Source organism: Thermomonospora echinospora (genome assembly GCF_900108175.1).
Classification (GTDB): Bacteria; Actinomycetota; Actinomycetes; order Streptosporangiales; family Streptosporangiaceae; genus Thermomonospora; species Thermomonospora echinospora.
Window position 1 is genome coordinate 836,481 of the sequence record NZ_FNVO01000001.1, and the last position, 19,305, is coordinate 855,785.

Here is a 19,305-nt window from a genome sequence, read left to right on the forward strand (position 1 = left end):
ATCTCAAAACCTCATGATGAATTTGGAAGGAGTGTCGGTGTCGACACCACTGGACCGCCGCCCGAGGAAGCGACGCGGCCCGCTGGCCGGGCTCGTCGTCGCGGACTTCTGCTGGATGGGCGTGGGATCGGTCGCGACCCGCCTGCTCGCCGACTTCGGCGCCGACGTCATCAAGATCGAGGACCGCAGCCGGCTGGACATGCCCCGTCGGCTGCCCTTCTACAAGGGTGAGGTCCGCACCTATGGCGAGGAGGACCCCAACCCGGACCCCGACAAGGGCGGGCTGTTCAACAACTACAACCGCAACAAGCTCGGCGTCACCATCAACATGCGGACCGAGCGCGGCCGGCGGATCGCCGAACGGCTGATCTCCCAGGCCTCGGTGGTGACCGAGAACTTCGCGCCCGGCGTGATGGAACGGTGGGGCCTGACCTACGAGCGGCTGCGGGAACTGCGGCCGGACGTCATCTACGGGCGGATGAGCGGCTACGGCCACGAGGGACCGCACAGCGAGTACCGCAGCTACGGCCCGGTGATCCAGGCCGTCAGCGGGCTGACCCACATCAGCGGCCTGCCCGGACGCGAGCCGTCGGGATGGGGCTTCTCGCACATGGACAACCAGGCGGCGTACTACAACTCCGCCGCCCTCCTCATGGCGGTGCTGCAGCGGGAGATCACCGGGCAGGGCACGGAGGTCGACGTCTCCGCGGTCGAGGTGGGGATCAACCTGCTCGGCCCGGTCATGCTGGACGTCGCCGTGAACAGCCGCTCCACCCGAGGAGCGGACTTCCCGACCGGCAACCGGCTGGAGCACCCGCAGGCGGCGCCGCACGGGGTGTACCCGGCGGCCGGCGAGGACCGCTGGGTCGCAATCGCGGTCTTCGACGACGCCGACTGGAAGGCCCTGGTCACCGAGCTGGACGCCGCCGAGTGGGCCGCCGACCCGCGGTTCGCCACCCAGGCCGGCCGCTTCGCCCACCAGGACGCCCTCGACGAGCACCTGTCGGCGTGGACGCGCGAGCGCGACCCGCACAAGATCATGCACCGGCTGCAGGCCGCGGGCGTCGCGGCGGCAGCGGTGCAGCACGCCGGCGACCTCAACGAGCGCGACCCCCAGCTCGCGCACCGGGGCACCTTCTTCGAACTCGACCACCCCGTCATCGGCGAAGCGCGGTTCGAGGGCAGCCCGGTGCTCTTCTCCGGCATCGAGCCGGACCACTGGCGTTCGGCGCCGCTGCTCGGCGAGGACAACGAGTACGTGTTCACGACCCTGCTCGGCATGCCGCAGGAGGAGATCGCCGAGCTGACCAGGGAGGGGATCCTGTGACCGCCACCCCCTACCACGGCCTGCGGGTCGTGGAGATCGCCGACGACCCCGGCGGGGAGTACACCGGCAAGCTGCTGGCCGGCTCCGGCGCCGACGTCATCAAGGTGGAGCCCCCCTCCGGGGCGGCCGGTCGGCGGATCGGGCCGTTCGCCGGCGACCGCACCGACCCCGAGGCCAGCCTGTCCTTCCGCTGGTACAACGCCGGCAAGCGCAGCGTCACGATCGACGACGCCGAGGACGCCGGCCGGGCCGCGCTTGCCGAGCTGATCGCCGGCGCCGACGTGCTGCTGACCTCGCTGCCGCCCGCGCAGGCCGCCGCGCGCGGCCTCGTCCCGGCCGAGCTGGCCGCCCGGCATCCCCGGCTGATCGTGGTCGCGGTGACCCCGTTCGGCCTGGACGGGCCGTGGTCGGCCTACCGCGGCGGCGACCTGGTGGGGCTGGCGGCCGGCGGGATGCTCCACTCCTGCGGCTACGACGACCACTCCATCCCGCCGATCCGCCCCGGCGGCGACCACGCCTACACGACGGCGGCCAGCTTCGCCCACACCGGCCTGCTGCTGGCCCTGCTCGAACGGCGGCGGACCGGCAAGGGGCAGGTCGTGGACGTCTCCGTGCACGCGGCCTGCGCGGTCAGCGGCGAGCTGTCCAACCCGTTCTGGTTCTACCCGAAGGCGATCGTCAAGCGGCAGACCTGCCGGCACGCCCAGCCGGCCCCGACGCAACCGGCCCTGTTCCGTTGCGGCGACGACCGCTACGTGTACTTCGCGCTCATCCTCGCCGACCAGAAGCCCTGGCGGGCCCTGGTGGAGTGGATGGACGACATGGGGCTGGCCGCCGACCTCACCGACCCCGCCTACGACGACCTGGCGCACCGGCAGGCGAACTTCGCGCACGTCCAGGAACTCGTCGAGGTGTTCTTCCTGCTCATGGACGCCGAGACCGCCTACCACGAGGGCCAGCGGCGCGGACTGCCGATCGGGGTCAGCAGGGCGCCGGAGGAACTGTTCGACGACGAGCACCTGCGGGCGCGGGAATTCTTCGTCGAGGTGGAGGAAGAGGAGGGGGCGCGGCCCGTCCCGCACCCCGGCAGCCCGTACCGGTTCAGCTCCTTCGACCTCCCCGGGCCGCGCCGCGCCCCCCGGCTCGGGGAGCACACCGCGGAGGTGCTCGAAGGTGTCTGAGGCCCTCTCCCACCGCGACCGCTGCGCCATCGCCGGCATCGGCGCGACCGAGTTTTCCAAGGACAGCGGTCGCAGCGAGCTGACGCTGGCCGCGCAGGCGTGCCGGGCCGCGCTGCAGGACGCCGGGCTCACCGTGGCCGACGTGGACGGTGTCGTGTCCTGCGACTACGACCTGGTCTCCTACGGCGCGATCGCCGACGCGCTGGGCATCGCCGACCTGACCTACTGGGGGCAGACCGGACCGGGCGGGTCGGGCCCCTGCGCCATGGTCGGCCAGGCGGTCGCGGCGATCCTGTCCGGGCAGGCCACCACCGTCCTGGTCTACCGCGCCCTCAACGGCCGGTCCGGACGCCGCTACGGGCTGGGCGCCCCCGACCCTGACGCCCGGGTCGGCGGCCGGGGCGCCTACGAGGAGTTCTTCGCGCCTTACGGGCTGGTGACCCCCGGTCAGTTCTTCGCGCTGCTGGCCCAGCGTCACATGAGCACCTACGGCACCCGCTACGAGGCACTGGCGGAGATCGCGCTGGCCTGCCGGGAGGCCGCCAACCGCAACCCGGCCGCGCAGATGCACGAGCGGGCGCTGACGTTGGAGCAGTGCCTGGCGGCACGGCCGATCTCGCTGCCGCTGCGGTTGTTCGACTTCTGCCTGGAGACTGACGGCGCCTGCGCCGTCGTCGTCACCTCCGCCGAGCGCGCGGCCGACTGCGCGCAGCCGCCGGTGCTGGTCCGCGCGGTCGCGCAGTCGACGGGACCACGGGTGCAGCCCGGGGTGATGTACCCGATGCTGATGCGCCCCGACATCACGGTGACGCCCTCGCAGACCGTGGCGCGGACCCTGTTCTCCCGCGCCGGCCTGGGGCCCTCCGAGGTGGACGTGGCGCAGATCTACGACTGCTTCACGATCACGGTGCTGCTCCAGCTGGAGGACTACGGCTTCTGTGCCAAGGGAGAGGGCGGCGCCTTCACTGAGAGCGGGGCGCTGCGCCCGGGCGGCGCCCTGCCGATCAACACCGCCGGGGGGAACCTGTCGGAGGGCTATGTGCACGGGATGAACCACGTGCTGGAGGGCGTCCGCCAGATCCGCGGCACCTCGACCTCACAGGTCACCGGCGCCGAGGTCAGCCTGGTCACCTCGGCCCCGCCGCCCGGCACGAGCGCGCTGCTGCTGGTGAGGGGATGAGCGGGATGTTCAACGACGTCGCCGTACTGCCGCTGATGCCGGTCGAGGACGACCACGACACCGGCGGTTTCTTCGCCGCCGCCCGCAGGGGCGAGCTGGCGCTGCGGTTCTGCAGCGAGTGCGGGCAGTTGCTGCACCTGCCCCGGCAGGTCTGCTTCGCCTGCGGGGGCGCCCGCAGCGAATGGCGCGCCGTGCCCGGCCGCGGGCGCGTGCACGCCTGGACCACCGTCACCCACCAGGTGCACCCGGCGTTCCCGACGCCGTACACGGTCGTGCTGGTCGACCTGGAGGAGATCGACGCCCGGCTCGTCGGGAGCCTTCCCGGGGAGGCCGAGCTGGAGGTCGGGCAGCCGGTGCGGGTGCGCTTCGACCGGGCGCCCGACGGTACCACCGTCCCCAACTGGGAGGTCGAGGCGTGATGCGTACCGTGGACGATTCGCTGTTCACCGACACCCCGGACGGGGTGGCGCTGGTGGGCAGCCGGTGCGCCGACTGCGGCGCGCACACCTTCCCCAGGCAGGGCGGCTGCCCGCGGTGCACGGGGGACTCGATGCAGGACGTGCCGCTTGCACGGACGGGCACATTGTGGTCGTTCACGGTGCAGGGGTTCCGCCCCAAGCCGCCGTATGCGGGACCGCCGGAGTTCGAGCCGTACGGGGTGGGTTATGTGGAACTGCCGGAGCAGGTGATCGTGGAGGCGCGGCTGACCGAGAGCGACCCCGACCGGCTGTGGATCGGGATGCCGATGGTGCTGGAGCTGGTGCCCTTCCGCACCGACGACGCCGGGACGCCGGTGCTGACGTTCGCGTTCGCCCCGGCGCGGGAGGAGGGGCGATGAGCGCGGACGTGGCGATCGTCGGGATCGGCATCCACCCGTTCGGCCGCACTCCCGGGGTCTCGGGCCGCCGGCAGGCGGTGGTGGCGGCGCGGGCGGCGCTGGCCGACGCGGGCGTGGGTTTCGCGGACCTGCAGTTCGCGTTCGGGGGCAGCCACTCGGCGGGCGACGCCGACACGCTGGTGTCGGAGCTGGGCCTGACCAGCCTGCCGTTCATCAACGTGGCCAACGGGTGCGCCACCGGCGGCAGCGCGCTGATCAGCGCGTATGCGGCGATCATGTCGGGGCTGCACGACCTGGGCATCGTGATCGGCTTCGACAAGCACGAGCGGGGCGCGTTCAACACCGACCCGGCCGAGCACGGGATCGGCGCCTGGTACGGGGAGACCGGGCTGATGCTCACCACGCAGTTCTTCGGCATGAAGATCCAGCGGTACCTGCACCGGACCGGGATGGACGCCGGCGTACTGACCAAGATCGCGGCCAAGGCGTTCCGCAACGGCGCGCTGAACCCCAAAGCCTGGCGGCGCACCCCGCTGAGCGAGGCGGAGATCGCGGCGTCGCCGATGATCTCGCATCCGCTGACGCAGTACATGTACTGCTCGCCCGCCGAGGGCGCGGTGGCGCTGGTGCTGTGCCGTGCCGACCGGGCGCACCACTACACCGACCGGCCGGTGTTCCTGCGCGGGGCGACGCTGCGGTCGCGGCGGTACGGGTCGTTCGAGGTGTTCAGCCCGTGGCTGGCGATCGAACGGGCGGACTCGCCGACGGTGGACGCGGCGCGGGCGGTGTTCGAGCAGGCCGGCATCGGCCCGGACGAGGTGGACGTGGCGCAGCTGCAGGACACCGAGTCGGGCGCGGAGCTGATGCACATGGCCGAGACGGGGCTGTGCGCGCACGGCGAGCAGGACGGGCTGATCGCCGAGGGGGCGACCGAGATCGGCGGCCGGCTGCCGGTCAACACCGACGGCGGGTGCATCGCCAACGGCGAGCCGATCGGCGCGTCGGGGCTGCGGCAGGTCTACGAGAACGTGCTGCAGCTGCGGGGCGACGCCGGCGCGCACCAGGTGCCCGGCGGGCCCCGGGTCGGCTTCACCCACGTCTACGGGGCGCCCGGCATCAGCGCGTGCACCCTGCTCACCCGCTGATCATTAGGAAGGAACGTTCCCATGGCTTGGGACTTTGAGACCGACCCGCGCTTCCAGGAGGAATTGGACTGGGTCGAGGAGTTCGTCCGGACCGAGGTCGAACCGGTCGACCGGGTGATCGAGCACGCCTGGGACGTGCGCGACCCCCTGCGCAACGCCCTGATCCGCCCGCTGCAGCACACGGTGCGCGAGCGCCGGCTGTGGGCCTGCCATCTCGGTCCCGAGCTGGGCGGCCCGGGTTACGGGCAGCTGAAGCTGGCCCTGCTCAACGAGAAGCTCGGCCGCACGCACTCCGGCCCGGTGGTGTTCGGCTGCCAGGCCCCCGACTCCGGCAACGCCGAGATCCTCGCCCACTACGGCAGCGACCACCTGAAGAAGGCCTACCTGGAGCCGCTGCTGGACAACGAGATCGTCTCGTGCTTCTCGATGACCGAGCCGCACGGTGGCTCGGACCCGACCGGGTTCCGCACCACCGCCGTCCTCGACGGCGACGAGTGGGTGATCAACGGGGAGAAGTGGTTCTCCTCGCACGCGCTGTTCGCCGACTTCCTGATCGTCATGGCGGTCACCGAGCCGGAGGCGCCCAGGCACAAGAGCATGTCGATGTTCGTCGTGCCGGTCGACACCCCCGGCGTCGAACGGGTCCGGGACGTGAGCGTGTGGGGGCACGAGGAGCGCGTCGGCACCCACCAGTACCTGCGCTACACCGACGTGCGGGTGCCCGCGGAGAACCTGCTCGGTGAGCGCGGCGAGGGGTTCGCCGTCGCGCAGACCCGGCTGGGCGGCGGCCGGATCCACCACGCGATGCGCACCGTCGGGCTGGTCGGCCAGGCGTTCGAGCTGATGAAGCGGCGCGCGGTGTCCCGCACCGCCGGCGGGCAGCGGCTCGCCGACCGGCAGCTGGTCCAGGAGATGATCGCCGACTCCTGGATCCAGCTGGAGCAGTTCCGGCTGCTGGTGCTGCGCACCGCCTGGAAGATCGACAAGTACAACGACTACCGCAGGGTGCGGGCCGACATCGCCGCGGTCAAGGCGGCGATGCCCAAGGTGCTGATGGACGTGGCGTCGCGGGCGATCCAGATCCACGGCTCGCTGGGCATCTCCAAGGAACTGCCGTTCGGCACGTGGGTCATGGAGTCCTTCCACATGGGGCTGGCCGACGGCGCCACCGAGGTGCACAAGGTCAACCTCGCCAAGGCGCTGCTGCGCGAGACGCAGCCCGACGAGGGGCTGTTCCCGCCCTACATCCTGCCCACCCTGGCCGGGCAGGCGCGGGAGCGCTACGCCGACATCATCGCCGAGCTGGACGCCGAGGGGTGACGCGGTGACGACGTACGACACCGAGACCGCCCCCGTCCGTCCCGGGGAGGATCTGGACTGGCCCCGGGTGGAGGACTACCTGCGCACGCGGCTGCCCGAGCTGACCGGGGAGTTCTCGGTGCTGCAGTTCCCCAACGGCTCGGCCAACCTCACCTACCGGATCCGCTTCGGCGACACCCGGCTCGTCCTGCGCCGCCCGCCGTTCGGGCGGCTGGCGCCGGGCGCGCACGACATGCGGCGCGAGTACCGGGCGCTCTCGCGGCTGTGGCGGGCCTACCCCCGGGCGCCGCGCGCGTTGCTGTTCTGCGACGACCACTCCGTCGCCGGAGCCGACTTCATGGTCATGGAGTACCGGCCCGGGATCGTCGTCTGGGACGCGATACCGGAGTCGATGGCCGCCCTCCCCGACGCCGGACGGCGGATCGGGCTCGCCGTGATCGACGCGCTGGCGGACCTGCACCGGGTGGATCCCGACGCGTGCGGGCTGGGCGACCTGGGCCGTCCGGACGGCTTCCTGGCCCGCCAGGTCGCCGGCTGGCGCAAGCGGTGGGAGCTGGCCGCCACCGAGGGCAGCGACCCGCTGGCCGCCGAGCTCGGCGAGCGGCTGGCGGCGGGCCTGCCGGAGTCGGGGCCGCCCGCCGTGCTGCACAACGACTTCAAGATCGACAACTGCCAGTTCGCGCCGGGCGAGCCGGACACGGTCGTCTCGGTGTTCGACTGGGACATGGCCACTCTCGGCGACCCGCTGGTCGACCTGGGCACGCTGCTGAACTACTGGCCCGACCCGGAGTTCGGCGACGCGGGCGCGCTGGCGGACCTGCACCTGTCGCGGCTCGGCCTGCCCTCCCGCCGGGAGGTCGTCGACCGCTACGCCGCGCGGTCGGGACGCAGCGTCCGCGACATCGACTGGTACGAGGCCTACGGCTGTTTCAAGACGCTGGTCATCCTGCAACAGCTGTACGCCCGCCATCTGCGCGGCGAGACCACCGACGAACGGATGGCCCGCCGCGGTGACCACATCTCGGTGCTGGCCGAGCGCGGCATGAGCCGGCTCGGCCAGCCCGTCACACGTTCAGCGAAAGGACAGCGGTGAGCATGAAGCCGGGAATCCGGTTGTGGAGCAAGGTGAGCTCGGTGTCGGTCGTCGTCGTCCGGCCGGCCGCCGGGGAGGTGACGCTGACCTGTGGAGGCGTCCCGATGATCGAGCACGAGCCGCAGAACGCGGCGGCCACCGCCGAGGGCGAGGGTCCGCTGCTCGGCAAGCGCTACACCGATGAGGACAGCGGTTTGCAGGTCATGTGCACCCGCGGCGGCGCCGGCGAGCTCGCGGCCGACGGTCGCCCCCTCCAGATGATGAATCCCCGCCCCCTGCCGGCATCGGACTGAAGCGATGGACGCCTCGATCCTGTTGAAAATGGTCGCCGACGTCGCTCCCGAGCGCGTCGCGGTCGGGCCGGCGCGTTCCGGGCTGACCTACGCCGGTCTGCTCTCACGCGCCGAGGCGCTGGCCGGGGGGCTGAGCGGCCTGGGCGTGGACCACGTCGCCCTGGTGGACGTGAACTCCGCGCTGGTGCCGCAGCTGTTCTACGGCGCGTCGCTGGCGGGCCTGCCGTTCGTGCCGCTGAACTACCGGCTCGCCGACGACGCGCTGCGCGCGGCGCTGGCGCGGATCGCCCCGGCGGTGGTCGTGGTGGGCGAGGAGCAGCGGGACCGGTGCGCCGGCATCGACGGCGTCACCGCGCTGACAGCGTCGCAACTACCGGCCGGCGGCCTGGAGCGGGTCGGTCCCGGGGACGTCAGCGCGCTGCTGTTCACCTCGGGCACCAGCGGGGAGCCCAAGGCCGCCGTGCTGCGCCCGGCCCACCTGACCTCCTACGTGCTGTCCACAGTGGACCTGCTGTCGGCCGGTGCGGACGAGGCACTGCTGGTCAGCGTGCCGCCTTACCACATCGCCGGGATCTCCTCGCTGCTGACCTCGGTGTTCGCCGGACGCCGGATCCTGCTGCTGCCCTCGTTCGACCCGGCGGCCTGGGTGGAGCTGGCGCACGCGGAGGCGGTGACGCACGCGATGGTCGTGCCGACAATGCTCGGCCGGATCCTGGACGTGCTGGAGGCCGAGGGCCGCACGCTGCCCGCGTTGCGGCACCTGTCGTACGGGGGCGGCCGGATGCCCCTGCCGGTCGTGGAGCGGGCCCTGCGGCTGCTGCCGCACGTCGACCTGGTCAACGCCTACGGGCTCACCGAGACCAGTTCCACGATCGCCGTGCTCGGCCCGCAGGAGCACCGCGAGGCGCTCGCCTCCGGCGACCCGGCGGTTCGGGCCCGGCTCGGTTCGGTCGGCAGGCCGCTGCCCAGCGTGGAACTGCAGATCCGCGACGAGAACGGGCGCACGCTCCCGGCGGGCGAGCCCGGGGAGATCCACGTGCGCGGCGGGCAAGTCTCCGGTGAGTACCTCACGCACACCGCCACCGACGCCGAGGGTTGGTTCCCCACCCGCGACCGCGGGTGGCTCGACGCCGCGGGCTACCTGTTCCTCGACGGCCGGGCCGACGACGTCATCGTGCGCGGCGGGGAGAACCTTTCACCGGGCGAGATCGAGGACGCGCTGCTGGCGCACCCCGCCGTGGCCGACGCGATCGTCTTCGGCGCCCCGGACGTGGAGTGGGGCGAGGTGCCCGTGGCCGCGGTGGTGCTCCGCCTCCCCGCCGAGGAGGCGGAGCTGCGGGACTTCGTCCGTGCCCGGCTGCGTTCGGCCAAGACCCCGGCCCGCGTGCTGGTGCGCGACGCGCTGCCGCACACCGACACCGGCAAGCCGCTGCGCCGCGTGCTGCGCGCCGAACTGCTGGCGAGCCTGTCGTGAGGGGGAGCGAGGACCCGATGCGCCTGACACCTGATGCGGACGCCGAGGAACTGCGGGAGACCGTGCGCGCCTTCCTTGGCAGGCACGCCGACACCGAGGCGGTCTTCCGCGAGATGGCCGATGACCGCGGCTGGGACCCGGCGGTGTGGAGCCGGTTCGCCGGGGAGCTCGGCCTGGCCGGCCTCGACGTGCCCGAGGAGTTCGGCGGGGCGGGGGCGAGCTTCCGCGAGGTCGCCGTCGTCGCCGAGGAGCTGGGCCGGTCCCTGGTCCGGCTGCCCTGGTTCGCCACCGCCGTGCTGGGCGTCGGAGTGCTGCTGCACACCGACGACGACGCCGCGCGGGCCGAGTTGCTGCCCGCGTTGGCCTCCGGGGAGACGACCGCCGCGCTGGCCTACCGGGAGGACCCGCGGGACCGGGACCCCGGCCGCGTCGCCACCACCGCGACGCCGGACGGCTCCGGCTGGCGTCTGGACGGCACCAAGACCCTCGTCGTCGAGGGGGCGACGGCCGACCTGCTGCTGGTCACCGCCCGTACCCCTGAGGGGCCGGGGATCTACGCCGTCGACGCCGGCGCGCCCGGCTTGGTCCGCACGCCCATGCGTGCGATGGACCCGGGCCGCCAGCTCGCCGGGATCGAGCTGTCCGGTACGCTGGCCCGGGCCGTCACCACGCCCGGCGGCGCCGCCCCGATCCTCGCCAAGGTGCTCGACCGGGCCATGGCCGCCCTGGCCGCCGAACAGCTCGGCGGTGCCGCCGCGGCGCTGGAGTCGGCTGTGGCCTACGCCCGCGACCGCATCCAGTTCGGCCGGCCGATCGGCTCGTTCCAGGCGATCAAGCACCGCTGCGCCGACATGGCCCTGCACGTCGAGGCCGCCCGTTCGGCCAGCGCGTGGGCGACCGCCGCCACCGCCGAGGCGTCCGGCGAGCTCCCCCTGGCGGCCGCGACGGCCGCCCTGCGCTGCGGCAGCGCCTACCGGTACGTCGCCGCCGAGAACATCCAGGTCCACGGCGGCATCGGCTTCACCTGGGAGCACCCCGCGCACCTGCACTTCCGGCGGGCCGCCACGAGCGCTGTGCTGTTCGGCGACCCCGCGGCACACCGGGAGCGGCTGCTGACCGGACTCGGGGTCTGACCAGATCCGGAGCGGGAGCGGACTAGGTCCGGAACGGGGGCGGACGCGCCTGCTCCGGACCTTTCCGGCGTGCCGTTCCCGCGGGTCAGGGCGGTGCCCCGCCCTGACCCGCCGTGTTCCTCAGTACCACTCGATGGGCTTGCTCATCCGTTCCGGCCACCGTTCCCGATAACTGTGCGTCACCGCCGCGATGTGCTGCTGCATCAGCGTGGCCGCGCGCTTGGAATGACCGGCGATGATCGCCTCGGCGATGTCGCGATGCGAGTGGAGCATGTGGTCGCTCTCCTCGATCGGGTCGATCTTCTCCACCACATGGTCGGTGGCGATGTGGGTCACCGCCTGGGTCAGCAGCGTCAGCACCCGGTTCCCGCTCAGCGCCGCGATCACCGCGTGGAAGTTGTTGAGGTCGCGGAAGACCTCGTCGCGTTCGTGCTCCTCGGGGCGGTAGTCCAGGAACGGCGCGAACGCCCGCGCCTTGAGCCTGCGGTCGCGCAGCCGCGCCACCCGGGCGGCGAGAGGCGGTTCGATGGTCTCCCAGGTGTCGAACAACTCGTCGTAGGTCGCTCCGCTGAGGCGGAAGTACAACGTGGCGGTCCGCGCGAGGTACTTGGCGTTGAGCGGCTCGACGAGCGGCCCGCCCCCGGGGCCGCGCTTGATCGAGATCAGCCCCTGGACCTCCAGCAGCCGCAGCGCCTCCCGCAGCGTCTCCCGGCTCACGTTGTAGTGCGCCAGCATGTCGGCCTCGGACGGCAGCCGGTCACCGACCCTGAGGCCGGCCTCGACGATGTGGTGCACGATCGCCGCCGCGGTGACCTCGGAGGCCTTCGGGGAACGGGAGGCGGCCTGCCCGTTGCCCGAGTCGGCGGCGTGCTGGGCGATGCCCGGCCGGTACACGATGGGGATGCCGCCGGATCTGCCGGAGGCATCCGTCGTGTCGGTCATCGACGTCTCCTCGTCGTTTCGACGCTCACATCTGCGGCGGGAGTGACCGGGTGTGCCGGGCGTCTCCCGAGGTCCCCGTGACGATACCGGATGCGTTGACGATATTGATCATGAGGATATTTGACGGTATTGCTCATGAGGATATACCGTGCTGGCCGTGTCAGCCCGGTACCGCGTCGGCCTCAGCGCCTACGATATGAGCGCCACGGAGTTCACCGAGCTCGCGGTGGCCGCGGAGCGGTGCGGGTTCGACACGCTGTGGCTGGGCGAGCACGTCCTCGCCCCCGCCTCCGGTGGGGACGCCCATCCCACCACGGGAAACCAGCCCGTGCATCACACCGGTTCGGTGGTCGACCCGGCGGTGCGGCTGGCCGATCCGCTCACCGCCCTCGCCGCGGCCGCCGCCCGCACGTCCCGCATCGGCCTGGCCACGGGCATCTACCTGCTGCCGTTGCGGCATCCGCTGGCCACCGCGCAGATCACCGCCACCGTGCAGGACCTGGCGCACGGGCGGTTCATGCTGGGGGCCGGGGCGGGCTGGCTGCGCGAGGAGTTCGACGCGCTCGGCGTCGAGTTCCGTACCCGGTTCAGCCGGTTCGAGGAGAGCATCGGCGTGCTGCGCGCGGCATGGGCGGGCGGCTGGTCCGCCCACCACGGCACCCACTACTCCTTCGACCGCGTGCAGGTCACGCGGCAGCCCGTGACCGTCCCGGTGATCCTGGGCGGCAACTCCGCACCGGCGCTGCGGCGGGCGGCCCGCCTTGGCGACGGCTGGCTCAGCTCCGGCACCCTCGACTACGAGACCGCGGTGCGCCTGCGCGATGCGCTGGAGACGGCATGCGGGGAAGTCGGCCGGTCCGAGCCGTTGCGCTGCTGGTTCCGGATCCAGCGGCTCGACCCCGCCCTGATCGCCCGCTTCACGGCCGCGGGCATGACCGACCTTGTGGTGTGGGCCGACCAGCTGTGGCGCGGGCCCGACCTTGACGCTCGGCGCGCGGCGCTGGCGGAGGCGGCCTCCGGCGCCGGCCTCGGCTGAGGTGCGCCAGCTGGTCATCGGGTGTTGCGAGCAACCCCCCGGGAGGGCGTTCGAGGTCGAGGACTAGGGCGTCGTGGGCGGCGGTCATGATCCCGCTCCGGCGGCGGTGCGCAGGCCGTGCAGGCGGTGCAGCAGGTCGGTGTTTCGGCCGAAGTGGTCGTGCAGCTCGGTGTAGATGGCGAAGAGCGGCTCGTAGGCGTCGGCGCGGGCGGGGTCGGGCACGTAGGCGTTGCGGCGGATCTTGCCCATGGCCCGGGACGCGGTGTGGACGTCGGGGTGGGCGCCCGCGGCGACGGCGGCGTGGATCGCCGAGCCGAGCGCCGGCCCCTGCTCGGAGTCCAGCGTCGACAGGGGGCGGCGGGTGACGTCGGCGTAGAGCTGCATCAGGAACGGACTGCGCAGCAGCCCGCCGGCGACGACGAGTTCGGTGACCCCGACCCCGGCCTTCTCGAAGGCCTCGATGATGGTGCGGGTGCCGAACGCGGTGGCCTCCAGCAGCGCCCGGTAGACGTCCTCGGAACGGGTGGCGAGGGTCGCGCCCGCCAGGACGCCGGACAGATGGTGGTCGACGAGCACGGATCGGTTGCCGTTGTGCCAGTCGAGCGCGACGAGGCCGTGCTCGCCGACGGCCTGCATGGCGGCCTTCTCCGTCAGCAGCTCGTGCCAGGACAGGCCCCGCTCGGCGGCCTCGGCCGCGTAGTCGGCGGGCAGGCCGCCGCGCAGATGCCAGGCGAAGATGTCACCGACGCCCGACTGGCCCGCCTCGTACCCCCAGAGGCCGGGCACGATGCCGTCCTTGACGACACCGCACATGCCGGGTACCTCTGCGAGCACGTCGGAGTTCATGACGTGGCAGGTGCTGGTGCCCATCACCATGAGCATCTGGCCTGGGCCGATCGCCTGGGCGGCGACCGCGGTGACATGGGCGTCGACATTGCCGACGGCGACGGCGATCCCCTCGGGCAGGCCGGTGAGCGCGGCGCCGTCCGCGCTGAGCCCGCCGGCCCGCGCGCCCATCGGGCTCAGCGGATGGCCGATCTTCTCCAGGAGTGCGGAGAAACCGGGGGACAGGGCCTCCAGATACTCCTCGGACGGGTATCCGTCCTGGTGAATGCCCTTGTATCCGGCGGTGCACAGGTTGCGGGTCTCGGTCCCGGTCAGGTGCCAGACGATCCAGTCGGCGGCCTCGATCCAGCGTTCGGCCCGCGCGAAGACCTCGGGGTCCTCCTCGTGCACCTGGAGGGCCTTCGCGAACTGCCACTCGCTGGAGATCTTCCCGCCGTAGCGGGGGAGCCACGCCTCGCCGCGGGCCTCGGCGAGCGCGTTGATCCGGTCGGCCTGGCCCTGTGCGGCATGGTGCTTCCACAGCTTGGGGTGGGCATGCGGGCGGTCCCGCAGGTCGTCCAACCCGCACAGGGGAGTGCCGTCGGCAAGGGCGGGCAGCACGGTGCAGGCGGTGAAGTCGGTGCCGATCCCGATCACCTGATCCGGCCGGACCCCGGCCGCCGCGAGGGCCGCGGGGACGGTCTCCTCCAGCACCTGGAGCCAGTCCGCGGGCATCTGCAGCGCCCAGGAGTCGCCCAGCGGGACGCCGGACGGCAGCCGTCGCTCCACCACTCCGTGCGGATACTCCAAGACGGCGCTTCCCAGCTCGGCGCCATCCTCAACGGCCACCACGACCGCGCGCCCCGAGAGGGTCCCGTAGTCGACGCCGACCACTACCGGCTGTTTCACGTGGCTGCTCCTCGTTCTCAGGGCTGGCCCAGATTGTTAGCGTTATCAATGAGACGCGTCAATAGTCGGGCCGAAGAACCCGGGAGGAGATCGGGTATTGACACCGGTCTGAGTTATCGCAAACATCTGTGACACGTACCACATCGTTCCGGAGGGAGGTGAGATGGAAGAGCCGAAGCGGCCCGGCGAGCGTCGTCCGGTGGTGATGGAGGACGTGGCCGAGCGCGCCGGGGTCTCGGCCATGACGGTCTCCCGGGTGCTGAATTCGCCGGAGAAGGTGCGGCCCGCGACCCGGGCCCGGGTGCTGGCCGCGGTGAAGGAGCTCGACTACCGGCCGAACGCCGCCGCCCGGGTCCTGGCGACCGGGCGGTCGGGGGTGCTGGGCGTGGTCAGCTTCGACACCACCCTCTACGGGCCCGCCTCGACCCTCTACGGGATCGAGCGCGCGGCCCGCGAGCACGATTACATGATCAGCATCGTCAGCCTGGGAGTGCTCAACCGCAAGACGATCGGCGAGGGCGTCGACCGGCTGCGCAGCCAGAACGTCGACGGCATCATCATCGTCGCGCCGCACGAGTCGGCCGCCGAAGGTCTGCGCGATCTGCCGCCGGATCTGGCGATCGTCGTCGTGGGGGCGGCCGACGACCTGCCGTTCCCGCTGGCCTCGGTCGACCAGTACGGCGGCGCCGTCCGCGCCACCCGTCATCTGCTGAGCCTGGGGCACGGGACCGTCTGGCACCTGTCCGGCCCGGCGGACTGGGTCGACGCGCACGCCCGCGTCGAGGGCTGGCGTGCCGCCCTGCTCGCCGAGGAGCGCGAAGTGCCCGAAATGATCATGGGTGACTGGTCGGCGCAGTCGGGATATCAACTCGGCCGGCAGATCATCCGTGATCCCGAGGTGACCGCGATCTTCGCCGCCAACGACGCCATGGCCCTCGGCCTGCTGCGCGCCCTGCGCGAGGCCGGCCGCCGGGTCCCGGAAGAGGTGAGCGTGGTCGGGTTCGACGACGTTCCCGAAGCCCCCTATTTCTCCCCGCCCCTGACCACCGTCCGCCAGAATTTCGGCGAGGTGGGCTTTCGCGCCTTCAGGTTGATGCTCGATCGCATCGACGCCCCCGACGCCGAGGCGATGCCCCATCGGCGTGTCGTCGAACCCGAACTGGTCGTCCGCGAAAGCACGGGCGTCCTCCGCTAGCAGCAGTCCGTCCTCCATGGCCCCTTCACGCGGCATGGAATGTTATCGCTAACATTCGAGGTGACGGTGAACGAAACCGCATATGCCCAGGTCAGAGTCGACCTTGTCGATCTCCATCGTGTGTTGGTGCAGTCCGAACTGGTGGTGTGGACGGCGGGGAACGTCTCGGCGAAGGTCGGCGACGGGCATTTCCTGATCAAACCGAGCGGTGTCGCCTACGAACGGCTCACCCCGGAGTCGATGGTGCTGTGCGACCTGGACGGCCACCCTGTCGAGGCCGGGCTGAAGCCGTCCAGTGATGTGTTCGCCCACGCCTACGTCTACCGGCACCGTCCCGACGTCGGGGGAGTGGCGCATACCCACTCCACCTATGCGACGGCATGGGCGGCGCGGAACGAGCCGATCCCGTGCGTGCTGACGGCGATGGCGGACGAGTTCGGCGGCGAGATCCCGGTAGGCCCGTTCGCGCTGATCGGCGGCGACGACATCGGCAGGGGGATCGTGGAGACCCTCGCCGGCTCTCGCAGCCCGGCGGTCCTGCTGCGCAACCACGGCGTGTTCACCGTCGGCGCGAGCGCCCGCGACGCGGTGAAGGCCGCGGTGATGTGCGAGGACGTCGCCCGCACCGTGCACATCGCCCGGCAGCTCGGCGAGCCGCTGCCGATGGAGCAGGGCGACGTCGACCGGTTGTACGACCGCTACCAGAACGTCTACGGCCAGTGACCGGCGGCCCGGCCCGCCCTTGTGAGGAGTTCACCGTGACAGATCGTGAAGTGTGGTTCCTGACCGGCAGCCAGGGGCTGTACGGGGAGGACACGCTACGGCAGGTGGCCGGGCAGTCGCGCGAGATCGCCGACCGGCTGGCCGGCCACCTGCCGGTGCGGGTGAAGTGGGTGCCGGTGCTGACCGACGCCGCCGCGATCCGCCGGGTCTGCCTGGACGCCACCTCCGACGACTCCTGCATCGGCCTGATCGCCTGGATGCACACCTTCTCCCCGGCGAAGATGTGGATCACCGGCCTGGACGCCCTGGCGAAACCGCTGCTGCACCTGCACACCCAGGCCAACGTCGAGCTGCCCTGGAGCACGATCGACATGGACTTCATGAACCTGAACCAGGCCGCCCACGGCGACCGCGAGTTCGGCCACGTCCAGGCGCGCATCGGTGTGGCCCGTAAGACCGTGGCCGGTCACGTCACGGACGAGCACGTGACCGCCCGCGCCCTCTCCTGGGTGCGCGCCGCCCTCGGTGCCGCGGAACTGCGCACGCTGCGGCTGGCCCGGTTCGGCGACAACATGCGGGACGTCGCCGTCACCGAGGGCGACAAGGTCGAAGCCCAGCTGCGGTTCGGCGTCAGCGTCAACACCTATGGGATCAACGATCTGGTCGCGGTGGTCGACGACGTGGCCGACGCCGAGATCGACGAGCTGGTCAAGGAGTACGAGGCCCGCTACTCCGTCGTCCCCGAGCTGCGGGCCGGCGGGGAGCGGCACGACTCGCTCCGGTACGGGGCGCGGATCGAGCTGGGCCTGCGCACGTTCCTGTCCGACGGTGGGTTCGGCGCGTTCACCACGAACTTCGAGGATCTCGGCGGGCTGCGGCAGCTGCCGGGCCTGGCCGTCCAGCGGCTGATGGCCGACGGATACGGGTTCGGCGGCGAGGGCGACTGGAAGACCGCGGCCCTGCTGCGCACCCTCAAGGCGGCCTCCGCCGATCTCGACGGCGGCACGTCCTTCATGGAGGACTACACCTACCACCTGACGCCCGGGCAGCAGCTCATCCTGGGCGCGCACATGCTGGAGGTCTGCCCGTCCATCGCGGCGGCGCGGCCCTCCCTGGAGATCCATCCTCTCGGCATCGGGGGCCGGGAGGATCCGGTGCGGCTGGTGTTCGACGCCGCGCCGGGCCCCGCCCACGTCGTCGGTCTCGCCGACATGGGCGACCGTTTCCGGCTGGTCGCCAACGCGATCGAGACCGTGGCCCCGCCGGAGCCGCTGCCGAGACTGCCCGTCGCCCGCGCGGTGTGGAGGCCGCTCCCGGACCTGGCGACCTCGGCCGAGGCGTGGATCACCGCGGGCGCCCCCCACCACACGGTGTACACCGCGGCCCTCGGAGCGGAGGAACTCGCCGACTTCGCCGAGATGGTCGGGGTCGAACTCCTGACCATCGACGCGGACACCGAGCTGCGCCAGTTCACCCAGGAGCTGCGCTGGAACCAGGCTTACCACCGCTTGGCGCAAGGTTTGTGACACCGGCCACCCGGTGGCGGCCGGGGCATTCCCGGCCCGCCGCCACCAGGCAGAACTCCTTCCCACCACCCCGATATCCGGTAACACCGGTCCCCCCGAAAGAAGGAAACCCCCATGTTCAAGCGGCTCATCCTCGCCATCGCCGGCGTATCGCTGGCGCTGACGGCCGTGACGGCCTGTGGCGGCTCCGACGGAGGTTCCACCGGCTCGAACTCCGACACCCTCGTCCTGGGCTTCTCACAGGTCGGTGCCGAGTCCGGCTGGCGGACCGCGAACACCCTGTCGATCAAGGAGGCGGCCAAGACCGCCGGTGTGGACCTGAAGTTCTCCGACGCCCAGCAGAAGCAGGAGAACCAGATCGCGGCGATCCGCTCGTTCATCAAGCAGAAGGTGGACGTGATCGCGTTCTCGCCGGTCGTGGTGACCGGCTGGGACGCGGTGCTGAAGGAGGCCAAGGCGGCGGACATCCCGGTCATCCTCACCGACCGCGCCGTGGACTCCGACGCGTCCCTGTACGTGACGTTCCTCGGTTCGGACTTCGTCGAGGAGGGCAGGAAGGCCGGCCAGTGGCTGGTGGACGAGTACAAGGACGCCAAAGAGCCGGTCAACATCATCCAACTGGAGGGCACTGTCGGCTCGGCTCCGGCGATCGACCGCAAGAAGGGCTTCGAAGAGGCCATCGCCGCCAACCCCAACCTCAAGGTGGTCGCCTCCCAGTCCGGCGACTTCACCCGCGCCAAGGGCAAGGAGGTCATGCAGGCCCTGCTCAAGGCCAACAAGGACGTCGACGTGCTGTTCGCCCACAACGACGATATGGGCCTCGGCGCGATGCAGGCGATCGAGGAGGCCGGCCGCACCCCCGGCAAGGACGTCAAGATCGTCACCATCGACGCCGTCCGGGACGGCATGCAGGCCCTCGCCGACGGCAAGTTCAACTTCATCGTCGAGTGCTCCCCGCTGTTGGGCGACCAGCTGATGGCGACCGCCAAGAAGGTCAAGGCCGGCGAGACCGTCGACAAGCGCATCGTGACCGTCGAGACCGTCTTCGACCAGGCCAAGGCCAAGGAAGCCCTCCCCACCCGCAAGTACTGATCCCGGTGGACCCCGCCGGGGCGGTGGCCGCCCACCGCCCCGGCGGGCATCGGTTGGAGACCCGTACGTACCG

At 71.7% G+C, this 19,305-nt stretch carries 18 protein-coding genes; 16 read left to right on the plus strand and 2 right to left on the minus strand.

From position 1 onward, the window contains the following. The first annotated feature begins 37 nt into the window (after positions 1-37). Genes C4U03_RS03840 through C4U03_RS03890 form a run of 11 tightly spaced genes read left to right on the plus strand, consistent with a single transcriptional unit; the run spans position 38 to position 10,984 of the window. A complete protein-coding gene (locus C4U03_RS03840) occupies positions 38-1,327 on the plus strand; it encodes a CaiB/BaiF CoA transferase family protein (RefSeq protein ID WP_200827006.1) in 1,290 nt (429 codons plus the stop codon). Continuing rightward, positions 1,324-2,508 (plus strand): CaiB/BaiF CoA transferase family protein, encoded by a 1,185-nt coding sequence (locus tag C4U03_RS03845; protein ID WP_103936163.1) that lies wholly within the window; start codon positions 1,324-1,326, stop codon positions 2,506-2,508. Before C4U03_RS03840 ends, C4U03_RS03845 begins: the two co-directional genes overlap by 4 nt. After that, on the plus strand, positions 2,501-3,688 hold the full coding sequence (locus C4U03_RS03850) for a thiolase C-terminal domain-containing protein (protein WP_103936164.1): 1,188 nt from the start codon (positions 2,501-2,503) through the stop codon (positions 3,686-3,688). Before C4U03_RS03845 ends, C4U03_RS03850 begins: the two co-directional genes overlap by 8 nt. After that, complete coding sequence (locus C4U03_RS03855; RefSeq protein ID WP_103936165.1) at positions 3,685-4,107, plus strand: Zn-ribbon domain-containing OB-fold protein; 423 nt, start codon at positions 3,685-3,687, stop codon at positions 4,105-4,107. Before C4U03_RS03850 ends, C4U03_RS03855 begins: the two co-directional genes overlap by 4 nt. Next, a complete protein-coding gene (locus tag C4U03_RS03860) occupies positions 4,107-4,526 on the plus strand; it encodes a Zn-ribbon domain-containing OB-fold protein (protein ID WP_103936166.1) in 420 nt (139 codons plus the stop codon). The genes C4U03_RS03855 and C4U03_RS03860 overlap by 1 nt, the downstream gene beginning before the upstream one ends. After that, positions 4,523-5,671, plus strand: coding sequence for a thiolase family protein (locus tag C4U03_RS03865; protein WP_103936167.1), 1,149 nt, complete (start codon positions 4,523-4,525; stop codon positions 5,669-5,671). Before C4U03_RS03860 ends, C4U03_RS03865 begins: the two co-directional genes overlap by 4 nt. Before the next feature lie 21 nt (positions 5,672-5,692). Beyond that, the gene (locus C4U03_RS03870) at positions 5,693-6,991 is read left to right on the plus strand and encodes an acyl-CoA dehydrogenase family protein (protein ID WP_103936168.1); all 1,299 of its coding nucleotides are present in this window, start codon (positions 5,693-5,695) and stop codon (positions 6,989-6,991) included. 4 nt (positions 6,992-6,995) lie between these two features. Further along, complete coding sequence (locus tag C4U03_RS03875) at positions 6,996-8,084, plus strand: phosphotransferase family protein (RefSeq protein ID WP_103936169.1); 1,089 nt, start codon at positions 6,996-6,998, stop codon at positions 8,082-8,084. 2 nt (positions 8,085-8,086) lie between these two features. Beyond that, entirely contained in the window at positions 8,087-8,377 is a 291-nt protein-coding gene (locus tag C4U03_RS03880; RefSeq protein ID WP_200827008.1) for a hypothetical protein, read from the plus strand. Positions 8,378-8,381: 4 nt separating this feature from the next. Further along, a complete protein-coding gene (locus tag C4U03_RS03885) occupies positions 8,382-9,851 on the plus strand; it encodes a class I adenylate-forming enzyme family protein (protein ID WP_103936171.1) in 1,470 nt (489 codons plus the stop codon). A gap of 17 nt (positions 9,852-9,868) precedes the next feature. Continuing rightward, positions 9,869-10,984, plus strand: a complete 1,116-nt coding sequence (locus C4U03_RS03890) for an acyl-CoA dehydrogenase family protein (RefSeq protein ID WP_103936172.1) — start codon at positions 9,869-9,871, stop codon at positions 10,982-10,984. A gap of 120 nt (positions 10,985-11,104) precedes the next feature. Here C4U03_RS03890 and C4U03_RS03895 read toward each other — a convergent pair whose 3' ends face one another. Then, positions 11,105-11,926, minus strand: a complete 822-nt coding sequence (locus C4U03_RS03895) for a FadR/GntR family transcriptional regulator (RefSeq protein ID WP_103936173.1) — start codon at positions 11,924-11,926, stop codon at positions 11,105-11,107. A 157-nt stretch (positions 11,927-12,083) separates the two neighbouring features. Here C4U03_RS03895 and C4U03_RS03900 point away from each other — a divergent pair, with 157 nt between their 5' ends. After that, the gene (locus C4U03_RS03900; RefSeq protein WP_103936322.1) at positions 12,084-12,962 is read left to right on the plus strand and encodes a TIGR03619 family F420-dependent LLM class oxidoreductase; all 879 of its coding nucleotides are present in this window, start codon (positions 12,084-12,086) and stop codon (positions 12,960-12,962) included. Between the two features lie 84 nt (positions 12,963-13,046). Here the strand turns inward: C4U03_RS03900 and araB are convergent, their stop codons facing one another. Next, positions 13,047-14,696 carry a ribulokinase gene (araB, locus tag C4U03_RS03905; protein ID WP_235017619.1) on the minus strand — a complete coding sequence of 550 codons (1,650 nt, stop codon included), beginning with the start codon at positions 14,694-14,696 and terminating at the stop codon, positions 13,047-13,049. 163 nt (positions 14,697-14,859) lie between these two features. Here araB and C4U03_RS03910 point away from each other — a divergent pair, with 163 nt between their 5' ends. The 4 genes from C4U03_RS03910 to C4U03_RS03925 all read left to right on the plus strand — a co-directional run bounded on the left by C4U03_RS03910 (position 14,860) and on the right by C4U03_RS03925 (position 19,232). Then, positions 14,860-15,891, plus strand: coding sequence for a LacI family DNA-binding transcriptional regulator (locus C4U03_RS03910; protein ID WP_103936175.1), 1,032 nt, complete (start codon positions 14,860-14,862; stop codon positions 15,889-15,891). A 39-nt stretch (positions 15,892-15,930) separates the two neighbouring features. After that, entirely contained in the window at positions 15,931-16,614 is a 684-nt protein-coding gene (locus C4U03_RS03915) for an L-ribulose-5-phosphate 4-epimerase (RefSeq protein WP_103936176.1), read from the plus strand. 35 nt (positions 16,615-16,649) lie between these two features. After that, positions 16,650-18,140 (plus strand): L-arabinose isomerase, encoded by a 1,491-nt coding sequence (araA, locus tag C4U03_RS03920; protein WP_103936177.1) that lies wholly within the window; start codon positions 16,650-16,652, stop codon positions 18,138-18,140. A gap of 114 nt (positions 18,141-18,254) precedes the next feature. After that, positions 18,255-19,232 carry an ABC transporter substrate-binding protein gene (locus C4U03_RS03925; RefSeq protein WP_103936178.1) on the plus strand — a complete coding sequence of 326 codons (978 nt, stop codon included), beginning with the start codon at positions 18,255-18,257 and terminating at the stop codon, positions 19,230-19,232. The last annotated feature ends 73 nt before the right edge of the window (positions 19,233-19,305 follow it).